We start from the raw sequence: 17,110 nt of genomic DNA on the forward strand, positions 1-17,110 counted from the left end.
CAGATGAAGCCAGTCAGCATTTATGAAGAACTGCGGGGCAATTCCTATCCCGGCAGGGGGATTGTCATCGGCAAAAGCGGGGACGGCAAATGCGCCGTTACAGCCTATTTCATTATGGGCCGCAGCGTGAACTCCCGCAACCGGGTGTTCGTGGCAGAGGGGGGCGATATGCGCACCCAGGCCTTTGATCCCGCTCTGCTTTCCGATCCCTCCCTGGTGATTTATTTCCCCGTGCGCATGTTCGACGGCGGCATGATTGTGACAAACGGCGACCAGACCGACACCATCTATGACAAGATTGCCGGGCGCCCGGACTGCATAGCCCCCGGCTGTTTTATCCGCGCCCTGCTTACCCGCACCTTTGAGCCGGATCCCCCCATCCTCACCCCCCGGATTTCCGGCATTATCGACTTAAAGGACAAGGGCAACTACTGGCTGTCCATTTTAAAGAGCACAGACGGCGACGGGGACTTTGCCCAGCGGCAGTTCTTCTCCTATGAGGCAAAGCCCGGCCTGGGCCATTTCATCCACACCTATGAAGGAGACGGGAACCCGGTGCCCTCCTTTGCGGGAGAACCCACTCCGGTAGAAATCCCCAGCGAAATTGACGGGTTCACACAGGGCCTGTGGGAAAGCCTCAATGAGGACAACAAGGTTTCCCTGTTTGTGCGCTTTATAGATTTGGAAAGCGGCGCTATGGAAACGCGGATTGTGAACAAGAACCAGTGATATAATGGCGCAATATCCTGGGGCGGGCTGATGCCCGCCTTGAGAGCACCCCTTGCGGGGCGGTTCTCTCAAGCTCTTTCCGGCCACAGGCTTTTGCTTTGCAAAATCCTCCAGGGGAACACTTACGCTGGTTCCCCTGCGAGTGAACGTGCCGCTGGCACGTCCCCTCTACCCTTCCAGCGTTTCGCGCTGCTGGAAGGGCAAGACCTTGGGACTCTGTCCCAAACCCTGCAAACCCTTTTGGAAAAGGGTTTGACCCGAAAACTAATTTTCTTTTTGCAGAAAGGTTGTGCGTTAGATGGCAAACGAAATGTTGTTAAAATATGGCTGCAACCCCAACCAGAAGCCCTCCCGCATCTTTATGAAGGACGGCGGGGAACTGCCCGTACAGGTTTTAAACGGCAAGCCGGGCTATATCAATTTCCTGGACGCTTTTAATAGCTGGCAGCTTGTGAAGGAGCTGAAGGCCGCCACCGGCCTGCCTGCCGCCGCGTCCTTCAAGCATGTAAGCCCTGCCGGGGCCGCTGTGTATGCGCCCCTTTCTGACACCCTGAAAAAGATTTATTTTGTAGACGATCTGGAACTTTCCCCCATTGCCAGCGCCTATGCCGCCGCCAGAGGGGCAGACCGCATGTCCTCCTATGGCGACTGGGCCGCTCTTTCCGACACCTGCGACGCCTCTACAGCCAGGCTGCTGGCCCGGGAGGTTTCCGACGGCGTTATCGCACCTGGCTACACAGAGGAAGCCTTGGAGATTTTAAGGAAAAAGCGCAAGGGCGGCTATAATGTAGTGCAGATAGCCCCTGCCTACACCCCGGCCCCCACCGAGCACAAGGACGTGTTTGGCATCACCTTTGAGCAGGGCCGCAACGAGCTGAAAATTGACGAAAGCCTCCTTGAAAACCTGCCCACCCAGAACAAAACCCTCACAGCGGAGGCCAAGCGGGATTTGATTGTCTCCCTCATTACCCTGAAATATACCCAGTCAAATTCGGTGTGCTATGTGAAGAACGGACAGGCCATTGGCGTGGGCGCGGGCCAGCAGAGCCGGGTACACTGCACCCGCCTTGCAGGCAATAAGGCGGACAACTGGTACCTGCGCCAGTGCCCCAAGGTGCTTTCCCTGCCCTTTAAAGAGGGCATCCGCCGGGCAGACCGGGACAACACCATTGACGTATACATTGGCGACGAGTATATGGACGTGCTGGCAGACGGTCAGTGGGAGAATTTCTTCACCGAGAAGCCGGAGGTTTTCACCCGGGAAGAGCGCCGGGCTTGGCTGGACACCATGAGCGGCGTGGCCTTAGGCAGCGACGCCTTCTTCCCCTTTGGGGACAATATCGAGCGCGCCCGTAAATCCGGCGTGGAGTTTATTGCCCAACCCGGCGGATCCATCCGGGATGACAACGTGATTGCCACCTGCGACAAATACGGCATGGCTATGGCTTTCACAGGCATCCGCCTGTTCCACCACTAACCAGCGTGACGCTGGACCCGGGACGCGGGGAGCTGGCTTTGCCCGCTGCGGGGCAGGGGTGGGCATACGCTTGTGGACGCGCAGGGAACGGGTTCCCGGGGGTGGCCGGGGAAAGGGATGCAATATGCGCAAGGCTATTTTTTGGGATTTTGACGGGACGCTGACAGACGGACAGCCCACTTGGCGCAGGTGCCTGGTGCTGGCGCTGGGGGAATCCGCCTCGAAATACGGGGTGATGGAAGAGAAGCTGCGGCCATATTTGAAAAGCGGCTTGCCCTGGCACCCGGACGGCGACCAGACCTTGACCGGGGAAGCGTTCTGGGAGTGCTTAACAGCAAAATTCGCAGAAGCCTATGAGGCCCAGGGCGTGCCGTCCCTCCTGGCGGCGGAGGCCGCGGGGCGGATGCGGGAGGTTGTGCAGGATGAGAGGCTGTACCGGGTGCGCCCGGAAGCGCCGGGGGCCTTGATGGCCTGTGCCTTTAAGGGATACAAAAACTACATCCTCACCAACAATTTCCCGGAATGGGAAGGGCTGCTTGACAGGCTGAAGCTACGGCATTACTTTGCCGGGGTGGTGAACTCCGGCACGGTTGGCGTGGTGAAGCCTGACGTGCGCATCTTCCGCAAGGCGGAGGAGGCGGCGAACTTCCCGGGCCGCATCTGGATGGTGGGGGACAATCCCATTGCTGACATACGGGGCGCGAAAAATGCCGGGTGGGGCGCCATCCACATAACAAAGCCCGGCTATCCCCACAGCGGCGCCGATTATACGGTGCAAAGCCTGGAGGAAATCCCGAAAATTTTGTAACCCGGTTTTTAGGTCAAGCCTTTTTTCAAAAAGGCTTGCAGGGTGCGGGACAGAGTCCTGCGGCCTTAAAAGGGCCTGTCTTTTAGGCAGGCCCCCTTCCGGGGCAGAAGGCTTTAGCAAGTCAATGCGTGAAAACACATAAAAATCACAGCAGAACAAAAAAATTACTGTGCAAAAATTGGAAAGGGGCCTGGACAATGGATATTCTGGTAATCGGCAGCGGCGGGCGGGAGCACGCCATTGTGCGCAAGCTGAAGGAAAGCCCGAAGGCAGGAAAGCTGTACTGCGTGCCGGGCAACGGCGGCATCGCCTGCGACGCCGCCTGCGGGCCGGTGGGGGCCATGGACAAGGAGGGCGTGCTGGCCTTTGCGAAAGAGCACAAGGCGGATTTTATCTTTGTGGCCCCGGACGATCCCCTGGCCGCGGGCATGGCAGACTTTTTGGAAGCGGCGGGCTTCCCCTGCTTCGGGCCTAACGCCAAGGCGGCGGAGATTGAGAGCAGCAAGGTGTTTTCCAAAAACCTGATGAAAAAGTATGGGATACCTACGGCGGCCTATGAGGTGTTTACGGAACAGGGCGCGGCGCTGGAGTACATCCGGGAGCAGGGGAAATATCCCGTTGTTGTCAAGGCGGACGGCCTGGCTTTGGGCAAGGGCGTTGTGATTGCGCAGAACGAACAGGAAGCGGAAGAAGCCCTGCAGTCTATGATGGAGGACAAGATTTTTGGGGACAGCGGCAGCCGTGTGGTGGTGGAGGAGTTCCTCACCGGGCCGGAGGTGACTGTGCTGGCCTTTACAGACGGGAAAACCCTCTGCCCCATGGCCTCCTCCATGGATCACAAGCAGGCCTATGACGGGGACAAAGGCCCCAACACCGGGGGCATGGGCACCATCAGCCCCAACCCCGCCTACACAAAAGAGGCGGCACAGCGCTGCATGGAGGAAATTTTCCTGCCCACCATGCAGGCCATGAACGCCGAAGGCCGCAAATTCAAAGGCTGCCTGTATTTCGGCCTGATGCTCACGCCGGACGGCCCTAAGGTGATTGAATACAATTCCCGCTTTGGGGATCCAGAAGCCCAGGTGGTGCTGCCAAGGCTTGAGACAGATTTGGCGGAGATTATCACCGCTGTGGCCCAGGAGCGCCTGGGAGAGCTGGAAATCAAGTGGAGCGAAAAGGCCAGCGCCTGTGTCATCCTGGCAAGCGGCGGGTATCCCGGCAGCTATCCCAAGGGCCTGGAGATTGCCGGGCTGGACGAAAAAGGGCAGATTGCCGCCATGCCGGAGGTGACAGTATACCACGCGGGCACCAAAAGGGAAAACGGGAAGTTTTACACAAACGGCGGCAGGGTGCTGGGCCTCACCGCTTTGGGGGATACCCTGGAGGAGGCCCTGGAAACGGCTTACCGGGCTGTGGACATGGTGAATTTTGAAGGCGTTATGTACCGCAGGGACATTGGCAGGCGGAAGCTTTAAGAGAGGGGGAAAGGAATGTGGGGGAGTCGGAAAGGCAAAAGCTTCTGCGGAAGCAGGGCCTGTTTTTAGCCATAACCTTTGGGGTGGTCTGGGGAGGATATTTCACAGCCTGGGGCTGCGGCCAGCGGTATGGAGACGCGAATTTTGACATTGTGCTGGTGCTGGGCAGTCTGGCTCCCCTTGCGGCTATGTTCATCTGCCGCAGGCAGGAGGGCTATGGCTTTGACCCGGAGCTGTGGGGCCTGGCCCCTCACTTCAAGGGGAATTTCCTCACCTATGGCTTTGGCTATGTGTTCCCCACAGCCCTGGCGCTGGTGGCGGGACTGCTGTTTTTCACCATGCACCCCCAGCAGTACGATCCCCAGGGGGAAACATTTATCGCGGGGCTGATAGAGGGCGGCATGACCCGGGAGCAGGCTTCCGGCATGTTCAGCTCCCTGCTGGGCATGGGGGTGCTGGCAGGGCCTTTTGCCAACATCCTGCTGTCAGCGGCAGAGCTGCTGGGCTTCCAGGGATACCTTTTGCCCAAGGCCCAGGAGCTGTTCGGTAAAAACGCCCCTATGAAAGCGGCTTTGGCCTGCTCCGGGGTGTGGGCGCTGTGGTATGCCCCCCTGTTTTTTGACGGGTATTTTTACGGCAGGGCTTATGGGGGTTTCCCTGTCCTGGGGCTTCTTACCGGGCTTTTGTTCTACTTCCTGCTGGGCCTGTCCCTGTCCTATATGACCCTGCGCACCGGAAGCATCCTGCCCGCCGCCCTTTCCCGCAGCGGCGTAACCGCCATGGCGGCGGCAGGGATATACTTTGCCAAAGGGGAAGTGGGCCTGCTGACCGGACCGGGGCTTTACGGGGTGTTTGGCTGTCTGGGGCTTCTGCTGTTCGGGGCGCTGTTCCTGCTGCGCATCCGGCGGATGGACAGGGCTGGGAAGCTGTATGCCCAAAGGGCTAAAAAGCAGAAAACCCTGCCGGCAACGGGGCTGGCCAAAGGCTGAACGACCCCTTACCCCCATATATACTATATTATAGAGAGGAACGGTGCATATTCTGTACCGCATGGTGGCTGCAATGAAGATTAGTTTTTCCACTCTTGCCTGTCCGGATTTTTCCTGGACAGACATCTATTCCATGGCAAAAGACCTGGGCTTTGACGGCATTGAGGTGCGGGGCCTGGGAGAGGACATTTTCGCGGTGAACGCCCGGCCTTTTACGGACGCACGCCTGCCCAGCACTATTGAAAAGCTCCGCTCCCTGGGGCTGGAGGTGCCCTGCCTTGCTTCCGGGTGCAGCCTGAAATATAAAAAGGACTACGATAAAAACATCTCGGAAATCACCCAGTATGTGGTGCTGGCAAAGAAGCTGGGCACCCCCTATATCCGGGTTTTGGGCGATCTGCACCCCCAGGCTGAGGACGAGGTGGACGACAGCTTTGTGGCCTCCTGCCTGCGGCTTTTAGGCACCATTGCCCAGGGCTTTGGGGTCACCCTGCTGGTGGAGACAAACGGCGTGTATGCGGATACCAAACGCCTGAAAGCCCTTTTGGATCAGGTGAACATGCCCTCTGTCCAGGCCCTGTGGGACATGCACCACCCCTTCCGCTACAGGGGGGAATCCCCGGCGGAAACTGTGGGGAACCTGGGGGAGTACATTAAATATGTCCATGTAAAGGACAGCGTGATGGAGGGCGGGGAAGCCCAGTACCGCATGATGGGAGAGGGCGACCTGCCTCTGCCGGAAATGTTCGACGCCCTCCGCGGTATCGGCTATGACGGCTACATCTCCCTGGAATGGGTGAAGCGCTGGGCCGGGCACCTGTCCGACGCAGGCGTGGTGTTCCCCCAGTTTGCCAATTTTATGCACGATTACTTTGCCTCTGTGTCCCGGAAGCGGGTGGAGCTGCAGGATAACCGTGCCCGCACCGGCAAATATGTCTGGCCCAAGGAGACGCTGATTGACGAAACCTTCCCGGACGTGCTGGACCGCATGGTGCAGGAGTTCCCCGACCAGTATGCTTTCCGCTACACAGAGCTGGACTATACCCGCACCTATTCCGAATTCCGGGACGACGTGGATCAGTTTGCCCGGGCGCTTATTGCCATGGGGGTGAAGAAGGGGGATCACGTGGCCATCTGGGCCACAAACGTGCCCCAGTGGTACATCACCTTCTGGGCTGCCACGAAAATCGGCGCGGTGCTGGTGACGGTGAACACGGCCTATAAAATCCACGAGGCGGAGTACCTGCTGCGCCAGTCCGACACCCACACCCTGGTGATGATTGACGGCTTCAAGGATTCCGACTATGTAGGCATTATGAAGGAGCTTTGCCCGGAGCTTACCCGCTGCCTGCCCGGCAAGCTTCACAGCAAAAAGCTGCCTGTGCTGCGCAATATCATCACCATCGACAGCAAGCAGCCTGGCTGCTACACCTGGGAGCACGCCATCGGCCTGGGAGATTCCATCCCGCCCACAGAGGTGGAAGTGCGGCGCAGCCGGATTCACAAGGATGACGTGTGCAACATGCAGTACACCAGCGGCACCACAGGCTTCCCCAAGGGGGTTATGCTCACCCATTACAATGTGGTGAACAACGGCAAGGCCATTGGCGACTGCATGGATCTGTCCACCGCCGACCGCATGATGATCCAGGTGCCCATGTTCCACTGCTTTGGCATGGTGCTGGCCATGACAGCCTCCATGACCCATGGCTCCACCATGAGCCCCATCACTGCCTTCTCTCCCCGCAAGGGCCTGCACTGCATTAACCAGGAGCAGATAACCGCCTTCCATGGGGTGCCCACCATGTTCATCGCCATGCTGGAACACCCGGACTTTGCAAAAACAGACTTCTCCCACATGCGCACAGGCATTATGGCAGGCTCCCCCTGCCCGGTGAAGGTCATGCAGGATGTAGTGGAAAAAATGCACATGAGTGAAATCTGCATCACCTATGGGCAGACCGAGGCTTCCCCCGGCTGCACCATGAGCAAGACCACCGATTCCTTGGAAACCCGGGTGAACACTGTAGGCGGGGACATGTTCGGGGTGCAGTGCAAGATTGTGGATCCGGAAACAGGGGAGGACTTGCCCGATAATGTGGACGGCGAGTTTGTGGCAAAGGGCTATAACATTATGAAGGGCTATTATAAAATGCCCGAGGCCACCGCCGCCGCCATTGACCGGGACGGCTGGCTCCACACAGGGGATCTTGCCCGCCGCACCCCGGAGGGCAACTATAAGATAACAGGCCGCATTAAGGATATGATTATCCGGGGCGGCGAGAACATCTATCCCAAGGAGATTGAGGACTTTATCTATACCCATCCCAAGGTGAAGGACGTGCAGGTGATCGGCGTGCCGGACGAACAGTACGGCGAGGAAATCATGGCCTGCGTGGTGCTGAAGGAAGGGGAGGAAAGCTCTCAGGAGGAGATAAAAGACTTTGTGCTAACCCACATGGCAAAGCACAAGGTGCCCCGGTATGTGCAGTTTGTAGACAGCTTCCCCATGAACGCGGCAGGGAAAATCCTGAAGTATAAGATGCGGGAAGAGGCGGTGCAGCGCCTGCGGCTGGAAAAGGCGGAGTCTATTGTAACAGCATAGGCGGCCCAGTCCGGCCTGTCAGTGCGCCTTGTTAGGCGGGCAGCGGCTTTCCGCCGCCCCTATCGGCCGCGCGCCCAGCGCTTTATGCGGGAATTCCTTTCCGGATAAAAAGCGGCGGCATAGAGAGTTATAAATATTTCACACTCCTTTCTTGACAAAGCGTGTGGTGAGTGATATATTTATAACATACGCCGGCTGTAAATTTATCCCATGGAGGAATGGAACATGAAGTCAAAGGTCACGCTAAAGGAAATTGTAGGAACCAAGATTATTTACGCGGTGCTTCTTGCCTGCTATTACTGGATGTGGGCCAGACGGGACTGGCACGATTTTTATGACATCATCCAGAACATGGTTGTGGTGTTCACCATCATCTTTTTCGTGCTGCAGGCAAACCGCATCCGCATGTTCAGCAAAGAAGAAAAGGACGAGCTTGCCATTCAAAATTTGCGCAGAACAGACGCAGTCGGGTTAAAAATCATGATAGCCGCTGTCATCGTCATTGCCTTTGCCTGTGCCGTCAAATGCATAGACGGAACCATGGCGGGCTATGCGCTGGTCGGCGCAATATTGGTGCTGGCTGTGGTGCGGTTTATCATATTTTGCGTAATGGACAGCAAGGGAGTTTAAGAAGTTGTACCGATAGGATTGGTGCGAAGATTTTCGAGGAAATTTTGTGGGGTTCAAGGCGGAAACCGCAAGAAATACTTTCGAATTTCGAGGATTTCCAACACTGAAGCCCGCTAAATTTCCCGAAAAGATTTGTGCAGGAGCCTATTGGTACAGCTTCTAAGGCCTCCCGCGGTTCATGGTATTTCTGCGCGATGGCAGCGTGAAAAATACGGAAAAAGGAACGATGCCGGGCGCAAAAGGCGGATGCTTTATCTCCTTTTGCGGAAATCCTGTATCGCATGGCGATTGGTATGGCCCTTAAAACAAAGGTCAAGGAATATCGTGAAAAAGCGGGAATAAAACAAAGCGAACTGGCGGAATTGGTGCATGTAAGGCGCGAAACCATTGTCCATCTGGAAAACGGGAAATATAACCCATCGCTGAAGCTGGCGATGGATATTGCAAAGGTTTTTCAGGTGGCAGTGGAGGAGCTGTTTGCCTTTACAGAGGATTGAGTCCGCCGGGAGAGCTGTTTGGAAAGAGGTTGCGGGGCAGTCCCCAGGCCTTAGAAAAGGAGAAAAAGTATGAAAGCACCTATTACATTTGCCATAGCAGGGTTTGGGGACAGGGGCAGCACGTATGCCTCCATGCAGAAGCTGTTCCCCGACAAGATGAAGGTGGTGGCAGTGGCCGACCTGAACCCCCAAAAGGTGGAAAAGGCCCAAAGGCTTTATGATATCCCAGTGGAAAACTGTTTCGCAAGCGCTGAGGAAATGCTGGAGCAGGAAAAGTTGGCGGACGTGCTGGTGGTGTCTACCATGGACAGGCAGCATGTGGGCCATGCCATCCCCGGGCTGCGGAAAGGGTATAACATTCTCCTGGAAAAGCCTGTCTCCCCAGAGCTGGATAAGTGCCGGGAGCTTCTGGAGGTGGCAAAGGGCTGCCCGGGAAAGGTTATCGTGTGCCACGTGCTGCGGTATACCGCCTTTTATAACATACTCAAGGATCTGCTGGACAAAGGGGAAATCGGCCAGGTGGTATCCATCTGCGCCAATGAAAACGTGGCCTACTGGCACCAGGCCCACAGCTTTGTCCGGGGAAACTGGCGCAATTCCCAGGAAACCAGCCCTATGATATTGCAGAAGTCCTGCCACGATATGGATATCCTCACCTGGCTTACAGGAAAGAAGTGCAAGGCCGTCTCCTCCATTGGCGGCACCCGGCTCTTTAAAAAGGAGTGCGCCCCGGAAGGCGCGGCCCCCCGGTGCCTGGAGGGCTGCAAGGTAAAGGACAAGTGCATCTTTGACGCGGAGAAGATTTATATTACCGATCCCAAAACCGGTATCAAAAGCGGCAAGGGCTGGGCCACCTCCATTTTAAGCGTGGAAAACACCCTGGAAAGCACCTATGAAGCCTTGAGAACCGGGCCTTACGGCAGGTGCGTGTATTTCTGCGACAACGACGTGGTCGATCACCAGCAGACCCTGCTGACCATGGAGGACGGCTCCACCATCAGCTTCACCATGTGCGCCTTCACCCAGGACTGCTACCGGTATTTCAAAGCCATGGGCACCAAGGGGGAGATCGAGGCGGACATGAAGTCCAACATCATCAAGGTGCGGCGGTTTGGGCAGGAGGAAGAAACCATTGACGCAGGCGCTTTTGCAGAGGATCTGAAGGGTCACGGCGGCGGTGACAGCGGCATCATCGGGGATTTCCTGGACATGCTGCTGGGCGGCAAGGAGGCCACCCAGCGCACCACCACCCTGGAAAGCTCCATGGAAAGCCATTTCATGGCCCTGGCGGCAGAGGAGTCCCGCCTGCGGGGAGGCGCGCTGGTAAACCTGGAAGAGTTTGTGTCCAGCCTGCCTGAAAAGCAGTGAGGCTTTTTGATAGTTTACACAGTGAAAAAAGAGGACGGCAGCCGCCGTCCTCTTTCTGTGTGTGCCAAAAAACAGCCCCCTGCTGCCAGCAGGGGGCCGGGAAACTTTTCCGTTTTTACAGGTTCGCTTTCAGCCAGGCAATGTCTTCTGTCAAGCATTCTATGCGGCTTTTGCCGCCATAGCTGGCTTCCCGCTCCACCACATAGATCACATTGTCCCACTGAGCGTCAGCGGCGGCCTTCACGGCTTTCCAGTCCACAATGCCGGTGCCGGTAGGCACGTTCAGCTTCTCCCGTTCCTCCATCATCTTCTTGAACTCAGGAGGGAATACAGGCTTCCCGTCCGGGCCAATTTCAAACTTGGGAGGCGCATCATACCGGGACTTGGGCTTGTCCGCGCCGATAACAGCGCCGTTCTCCTTAATGTGGATGGCCGCGATGCGCCCGGCGTACTTGTTGATATACGCCACAGGATCGATGCCGGCGGCAGAAGCCCACCCGCAGTCAATCTCAAAGGCCACTGTGCCGGGATCTGTGTTCTCAATCAGCGTGTCCATCAGGTAAACGCCGTTGTCCTGATAGAACTCGCCGGTGTGGTTGTGATAGCCGATGGTGATGCCATATTCCTTTGCCAGCTTGCCGAACTTGTTCAGCTCCTCCGCTGTCCCTTGGCCTCCTCCGTTGTGTTGAAAGCAGCCATGGGGCAGGCAACGAACGTAACGCCAAGCTTGGCAAGGTAGGGGAGATCCTCCTCCATGAAGTTAAAAGCCACGTGGGCGGAATCAGCGGTAACGCCCGCCTCCTCCAGGGCCTTTTTCACGTCCTCCACAGGGATGTCCTGATAGCCCCGGGCAAACTCCACCCCGGCATACCCCATTTCCCCTGCCTTCTTGATTTTTTCCAGCAGGGTCAGGGGGCAGTCGAACCCAAAAGAGTATAATTGCAGATTTACGTTATCCAAATTACAATACACATCCTCGTTTAAAGCATAAAAGCCTTTTGCTGCCCATTTGCAAGCAAAACCGCAATATTATCCCCCGCCTGGGAGACGGGGGATAACGCCAACTATTCCTGCCGTTTCATTACAGGAGCAATATCGCGGCGGGTTTTTTAATTAGTCGAAGTATACGGGCTTGCCGGTGCGGGAGGACTCATAGATGGAATCCAGGATGCGGGTAACCACAAAAGCCTGGTCAGCCGTGACGAACAGATCGCCTTCGCCGCGCAGGGCCTTTACCCAGATGTCATGCTCCTTGCTGACGGGAGCGGGGCCGGCGCTGAAGCCGGGGATATAGGAAGCAACCTTGTTGCCCACCATGGTGATAGCGGGCTGGCTGGCAACCACGTGGTTCAGGCGGGCCTGCCCGGAAACAGTGTCAAGGCCGCCTTTGGTGCCTACCAGCGTGGCATAAGCCTCGTTGTTGGCGCCATTGTCCTCAGCCATGTTGATGGCCCAGGCAGCGCGCAGGTTGATAACAGCGCCGTTCTTCATCTTGATGTGGCCTACAGCGGAATCCTCCACGTCGTAGGTCTTGTTGTTCCAGCTATTCTGGTTGCCCATGCTGTCAACCTGGCCCTGGAACTTGGGATCCAGCAGGGTGCCCAGCTTCTCGAAGGAAGTGCCCACCACATAATCCACTTCGTAGTTGTTCATCAGGAACAGGGTCAGATCCAAAGCATGGGTGCCGATGTCAATCAGCGGGCCGCCGCCCTGCTTGGACTTGTCGGTGAACACGCCCCAGGTGGGAACGCCCCGGCGGCGCAGGTAGGTGGCCTCAGCATAGTACACATCGCCCAGCCAGCCATCGTCCACAATGCCCTTGGCAACCTGGTTCATGGGGAAGTGGCGGTACTGATAGCCGATGGTCAGCATCTTGCCGGTGCGGTCCCGGGCCTCCAGCATTTTCTTGGCGTCGGCAGTGGTAGCAGCCATGGGTTTCTCGCACAGAACGTGCTTGCCAGCCTCCAGGGCGGCCACTGTGATTTCGCAGTGGGCGATGTTGGGGGTCAGGACATGCACAGCGTCAATGCTCTTGTCAGCCAGCAGCTCATGATAGTCGGTATAAACCTTGGCGTCGGGGGTGCCATATTCTTTGGCAGCCTTCTCGGCGCGCTCGGGAATCAGGTCGCAGAAAGCAACCAGGTCAACATACTCTTTCTGCTGGGCCATGCCGGGCAGATGCTTGCCGTTGGCGATGCCGCCGCAGCCGATAAAGCCGATCTTTACTTTTGCCATTGGGATCTCCTCCTGGAATTTTAACAATTATGCGCCCCACATACAGGGCTGCACCTATATTCTAGTACAACACCTGGAAAAAGGCAAGGCATTTTTTGTGATTTTTTCTAAAAACTGCAAAAAACCTTTTGCCACATTATGACAACTGCAAAGTGCCCTATTCCGCAGATGTTTTGTTGTAAGAAACGCACAAACGCATAACTGCAAGAGGCGGCAGGATGCCCCGCCGCCCCTTGGCCCTTTTATTTCGTCAGCACGTGCCTGCAATACTTCACCGCGCCGCATTTGGGGCACCGCAGCTTCCGCTTTGTGATGGTGTGAGGCCCCATAATGTAGGCGCCCATTTCCGGCACAAACCACTCGTGGCATTCCGGGCACTCGAAGGCCCCGGCGTCCCGATCTAAAACGCAGGCGATGATAATGCCTAAAACGACCACTACAAGGCCGATGCCAATTAAAAGGCACCGCAGCCAGGTTTCCATCTCCAGCGCCCCCGCCACTACTACCAGGGGCAGTGCCGCCAGAATGGCCAGCGCCGCCACCAGGGCGGACAGGATAATCTTCTTCCTGCTTTCCTGGGCTTCCTTTACAAGGTTCATCATGTTTTCCTCCGCTTTCTTTTTATAGTCCTCCTCCGCCACCCGCTCCCCGGCCAGCAGCTCGTTGACGGTTATATCCAGCTCCCTGCACAGGGGTAGCAGCAGCGACACTTAAGTTTCCGGTTCTGGCTTTATTGCTCCATGCCCCTGCGTTGCGCTGGTTGTAATAAGCGATCAGCAGGTCGGCAAGGTTCGGTGTCTGGGGTTTGGAAAGTTCTTCTTTTACCTCTGCCATCCAGACAAACAGGGCTTTGATCTTCTTCCTCACATCCTGCATGAGCCGGTTGGTAGCTTTAATCCAGCGGTTCAGTTCCCCTTTCTCGGTGCGGATGCCCTTTGCTTCCATCTGCCGGACATTAGCTCCCTCGTGGACAGTAGGTATCAGGTCAAGCCCCTGCCGCACATAGGAACGGTGGTCGATACGCACATCCAGCCCTTTTTCCTCAAATTTTGTATTAACGGCAGCCGCCCACTGCTCCCGCCAGTGTTCCAGCGTTTCCGGCTCGTGCCAGTCTGTTGTATGGACAGCGTTAAACATATAATCGCCGTTTTTATCCCGGATTCGGTTTCCATCTTCATCAAGGAGATATTCCCGCCGCTGTTTTTGCCCCCATGTGCCATCCGGGTTCAAGGGGCGCATGGTTGTCATTACATGAAAATGCGGGTTGGGGATGCCGCCGTCCTCTTTCTCCGGGCTGTGAAAAGCAAGGTCGGCAATCATGCCTTTTGCCACAAACTGCTCCTGCACAAATTTTCTCGCCAGCTCCATATTTTCTTCCAGCGTTAATTCATTCTGCATGGCAATATCAAAGGAATAGGCAATCTGGGCTTTGGGATGTTTCTCGCAGCCCTCCACAGCATTCCAGAGGGCTGCCCTGTCAAGATAAACTTCCGGCGCATGGGGCGGCAGCATGATTTCCGAAGCGATCACGCCGCCCTTTTTGGTGTAATCGCTGACTTCTCCATAGTAGTTACTGTAAAGACGTTCCCCGGCTCGGTAGGCTGCGCTGGCAATGGCGCTCTGACCGGCGCTGCGCTTTATCTGTGCGATTGAAAAATGATAAAGTGCTATCCTTAGTCACCGCCTTTCTCCTGCCCGGAAATACGGGCGTGGTTCTCTGTGGCAGACCGGATGAAATGCTCCGCCTGCGGCAGATTCAAAATGTTTTCCATGAGGGAATAAAATTCCGCTTCGGATAGCTCCTTTGTCTGTGGTGCAATGCTCTCAACGGCTGCCCCACGGGTAATCAGCCGGTGCGTCCTCTGTTTCCGGGAACCGCTTTCCAAATACGCCTGCCGGTTTTTCAAACGCTGCATTTTCCGTTTTTCCCGTTCCAACAGGACAGTGGTTTTTTCATATTCCTGCTTTAACTGTTCCAAAGATTTTTCCATGTTCTCACATCCTTTACTGATAAGATAAAGAAAGACCATCCGCAGACAGTCTGTGTGTCAGTGCTTCTATAAAACCCGATGAAAAGGGAAAACCGCAGAGCGGATTTCTCTTTGCGGCGGGTACACAGGGGATAGCCGCTTTAGCGGCGCAAGGGGGTGCAGCCACCTTGTCGGAGCGAAGCGAACGCAGACCTCGGATTGCTGATTTTATCAGCGGCAGAGGTAAGCTCCGCAGGACGCACGATACATGGTCTTTAGACTATGTATAGAAGTGCGCCCTTAGTTCCTAAGGGATTTTGCCGTTTCCGGCAGTCTTGCCCTTTTTCTTGGAACGCTTGGAAAGATACTTCGGGCAGTCAACCACAACCGCCCGGAAGCTCTGTTTACATTCGTGCTGGCATTTCCGGCACAGTTCGTTGTAAGTGATACGGCTGCGGTCATTTAAGAAGAAAGACCATTCCAGCCGCCGCTTGTTGCTCATTCTTGCCATAACCGGCTCCTTTCTCCGTTTCTATCTGATGTACGCAGATAGGCTGTTTTGGTGTAGCGTTTCGGTATCATTTTTAAGGTTTTTCCCTCTGTATGCCCCTTTGGAAAGTGCGGCAGTATTGCAGTCAGGGAATGATACCTCACGCTTATTTGTCGCTTCTCGGTACGGTTTCGGAGCCTTTTGCCATCCATTCAAAGAAAGCAATTTTGCTGACCTTGATAAGCCTGCCCCTGCGGAACGCCGGAAAGCCGGGTGTGTGTACCAGCTCATAGGCGCTCGCTCTTGAAATTCCCATAATCCGCTGAATGTCCGCCACATCCAGAACCAGCGGTAAATCCTCGTAGCTGTTCAATCTCTTTTTATCGTTCATTCTGTTCCTCCCATAAATCAAATAGGTTAAAATGCTTCCTGCTGCCGTTCTCCCCAAAAGCCGTTTTCCTGCCCCATTCCTGCGGTGTTTCCCTGCATTGGTGCGCCGGATGCGTCACTTCTCCTGCCGGTCATATCCCTTTTGGACGGTCATTCACTTGTCAAGGTACTGTGCGGTACAAAATTACCAACTGCAATCATCATAGCGGACTATCCTTGACAAAACAATGCTTCTGCGATACCATGAGTGTAATGGATATAACTAAATTATATAATTACCATAAACAAAGGCAGGGGATAGGGATGGAGAATCAGTTTATACGGCATGAGCCATGTTTTGAGAGGATTTTGTTTGTCCTGACGCTGGACAGGAAGAAAATGAAAGAGCGGATTTTGATTGGGGAAGAACAGCAGATCCGCTTCCGGCTGAACAGGAGCCAAAACGCAGAGGTACTTTGTGATATGACACGCCCGCTGGGAACTTTTTTGATAAACTTTGAGCGTGACACGGACAGGGACTGGAACTTATACGGGCTTTCTCCGCTGCGGCAAGCCCTCCACTCCAACCGATGGAAACAGCCGGAGCTGGAGCAGGCGGCAAGCGAATTTCTCTGGGGAAAATATCTTAGCAATGACCCGCTGAAAATGTATGTGGCGTTCCGTATTTGGAACAGCTATCTGCTTGCCAGAGAACCCCGTGACCGTAACGCTGCCTGTGACCGCTTCATGGATAAAATGAGCAGCCTGACCGGGGTATTCCATAACGAAGCCATGAGCTTTGACATGGAGACAGGAAAACCGAAACATTTTCAAGCTGGCAGCCTTTATTTCAAAGGCGCACCGTCAGAAGATACCCGGCTTGACCTCTGGTTCCCGGACAACCGGCGCACAGAAGAATGTGTGTCTGCCTATGCGTCCCTCTACCCGTTGATTACCTATTATCTGAACCGGCTGAATGACTGGGGGCTTTGCTTCCGGCAGTGCAAGGTCTGCGGGAAATATTTTCTGGCAAAGAGCCAGCGGTATGAGCTGTGCAGCGACAAGTGCCGAAAAGCACAGGCGCTTCAAAACAAGCGGGAATTTGACGAGAGGGCAAGAGAAAATAACTATGACCTGCTTTATAAAAATGAATGCCAGAACTGGCGCAACAAAATAAACCGGGTAAAAAATACCGCAGGCTTTCCGGCTGACCGTCTGGAAAAAATACAGGCTGCCTTTTCCGACTTTAAGAAAGAAGCATTGCAGAGAAAAAAGGCTGTAAAAACAGGAACAGCCAGCCCGAAAGAATTTACGGACTGGCTGTATCAGCAGAGTAATGTAATTGTGGAGTTGTTGACAGAATATTGACTAAAAGCAAGTTATTTAGACAAAGCAAAAGACGCCTTGCTAAGCAAGACGTCTTTAGGAACTCCTTCTACGCATGGCAGATGAGCTATTATCAGTATAT

17 protein-coding genes and 1 pseudogene are annotated in these 17,110 nt (G+C 55.3%); 10 read left to right on the top strand and 8 right to left on the bottom strand.

Going from position 1 to position 17,110, the window contains the following annotated elements; translation table 11 throughout:
* Positions 1-3: 3 nt before the first annotated feature.
* The 9 genes from VSQ30_RS04760 to VSQ30_RS04800 all read left to right on the top strand — a co-directional run bounded on the left by VSQ30_RS04760 (position 4) and on the right by VSQ30_RS04800 (position 10,578).
* On the top strand, positions 4-729 hold the full coding sequence (locus tag VSQ30_RS04760) for an IMP cyclohydrolase (protein WP_334462401.1): 726 nt from the start codon (positions 4-6) through the stop codon (positions 727-729).
* A 298-nt stretch (positions 730-1,027) separates the two neighbouring features.
* Positions 1,028-2,206: a phosphoribosylaminoimidazolecarboxamide formyltransferase gene (locus VSQ30_RS04765; protein WP_334462403.1), complete on the top strand. Its 1,179-nt coding sequence runs from the start codon at positions 1,028-1,030 to the stop codon at positions 2,204-2,206.
* Between the two features lie 124 nt (positions 2,207-2,330).
* Positions 2,331-3,014 carry an HAD family hydrolase gene (locus VSQ30_RS04770; protein WP_334462406.1) on the top strand — a complete coding sequence of 228 codons (684 nt, stop codon included), beginning with the start codon at positions 2,331-2,333 and terminating at the stop codon, positions 3,012-3,014.
* A 197-nt stretch (positions 3,015-3,211) separates the two neighbouring features.
* Complete coding sequence (gene purD, locus VSQ30_RS04775) at positions 3,212-4,489, top strand: phosphoribosylamine--glycine ligase (protein ID WP_334462407.1); 1,278 nt, start codon at positions 3,212-3,214, stop codon at positions 4,487-4,489.
* Between the two features lie 17 nt (positions 4,490-4,506).
* Positions 4,507-5,478 carry a CPBP family glutamic-type intramembrane protease gene (locus VSQ30_RS04780; protein WP_334462409.1) on the top strand — a complete coding sequence of 324 codons (972 nt, stop codon included), beginning with the start codon at positions 4,507-4,509 and terminating at the stop codon, positions 5,476-5,478.
* Between the two features lie 73 nt (positions 5,479-5,551).
* Positions 5,552-8,083: an AMP-binding protein gene (locus tag VSQ30_RS04785; protein ID WP_160643109.1), complete on the top strand. Its 2,532-nt coding sequence runs from the start codon at positions 5,552-5,554 to the stop codon at positions 8,081-8,083.
* 225 nt (positions 8,084-8,308) lie between these two features.
* The gene (locus VSQ30_RS04790) at positions 8,309-8,713 is read left to right on the top strand and encodes a hypothetical protein (RefSeq protein ID WP_334462412.1); all 405 of its coding nucleotides are present in this window, start codon (positions 8,309-8,311) and stop codon (positions 8,711-8,713) included.
* A 281-nt stretch (positions 8,714-8,994) separates the two neighbouring features.
* On the top strand, positions 8,995-9,210 hold the full coding sequence (locus VSQ30_RS04795; RefSeq protein WP_502876193.1) for a helix-turn-helix transcriptional regulator: 216 nt from the start codon (positions 8,995-8,997) through the stop codon (positions 9,208-9,210).
* A 69-nt stretch (positions 9,211-9,279) separates the two neighbouring features.
* Positions 9,280-10,578 carry a Gfo/Idh/MocA family protein gene (locus VSQ30_RS04800; protein WP_334462413.1) on the top strand — a complete coding sequence of 433 codons (1,299 nt, stop codon included), beginning with the start codon at positions 9,280-9,282 and terminating at the stop codon, positions 10,576-10,578.
* A gap of 115 nt (positions 10,579-10,693) precedes the next feature.
* On the opposite strand, the gene VSQ30_RS04805 is transcribed toward VSQ30_RS04800, so the two are convergent.
* The 8 genes and pseudogenes from VSQ30_RS04805 to VSQ30_RS04840 all read right to left on the bottom strand — a co-directional run bounded on the left by VSQ30_RS04805 (position 10,694) and on the right by VSQ30_RS04840 (position 15,664).
* A complete protein-coding gene (locus tag VSQ30_RS04805; protein WP_334464793.1) occupies positions 10,694-11,284 on the bottom strand; it encodes a sugar phosphate isomerase/epimerase family protein in 591 nt (196 codons plus the stop codon).
* Entirely contained in the window at positions 11,227-11,538 is a 312-nt protein-coding gene (locus VSQ30_RS04810) for an IolE/MocC family protein (protein ID WP_334462415.1), read from the bottom strand. Before VSQ30_RS04810 ends, VSQ30_RS04805 begins: the two co-directional genes overlap by 58 nt.
* Before the next feature lie 153 nt (positions 11,539-11,691).
* Positions 11,692-12,813: a Gfo/Idh/MocA family protein gene (locus tag VSQ30_RS04815; protein WP_334462417.1), complete on the bottom strand. Its 1,122-nt coding sequence runs from the start codon at positions 12,811-12,813 to the stop codon at positions 11,692-11,694.
* 242 nt (positions 12,814-13,055) lie between these two features.
* On the bottom strand, positions 13,056-13,523 hold the full coding sequence (locus VSQ30_RS04820; RefSeq protein WP_334462418.1) for a hypothetical protein: 468 nt from the start codon (positions 13,521-13,523) through the stop codon (positions 13,056-13,058).
* 1 nt (position 13,524) lies between these two features.
* Positions 13,525-14,484, bottom strand: a pseudogene (gene mobQ, locus VSQ30_RS04825) (MobQ family relaxase); the annotation flags it as partial.
* 2 nt (positions 14,485-14,486) lie between these two features.
* Positions 14,487-14,804 carry a DUF3847 domain-containing protein gene (locus tag VSQ30_RS04830; RefSeq protein WP_009260053.1) on the bottom strand — a complete coding sequence of 106 codons (318 nt, stop codon included), beginning with the start codon at positions 14,802-14,804 and terminating at the stop codon, positions 14,487-14,489.
* Between the two features lie 286 nt (positions 14,805-15,090).
* Positions 15,091-15,294, bottom strand: coding sequence for a hypothetical protein (locus VSQ30_RS04835; RefSeq protein ID WP_071422045.1), 204 nt, complete (start codon positions 15,292-15,294; stop codon positions 15,091-15,093).
* 145 nt (positions 15,295-15,439) lie between these two features.
* Entirely contained in the window at positions 15,440-15,664 is a 225-nt protein-coding gene (locus tag VSQ30_RS04840; protein ID WP_008368839.1) for a helix-turn-helix domain-containing protein, read from the bottom strand.
* Positions 15,665-15,966: 302 nt separating this feature from the next.
* On the opposite strand from VSQ30_RS04840, the gene VSQ30_RS04845 reads away from it, so the two are divergent.
* Positions 15,967-17,010 (top strand): DUF6076 domain-containing protein, encoded by a 1,044-nt coding sequence (locus VSQ30_RS04845; RefSeq protein ID WP_120485523.1) that lies wholly within the window; start codon positions 15,967-15,969, stop codon positions 17,008-17,010.
* Positions 17,011-17,110 lie beyond the last annotated feature (100 nt).

Source organism: Acutalibacter sp. JLR.KK004, assembly GCF_036941085.1.
Taxonomy (GTDB): Bacteria; Bacillota; Clostridia; order Oscillospirales; family Acutalibacteraceae; genus Acutalibacter.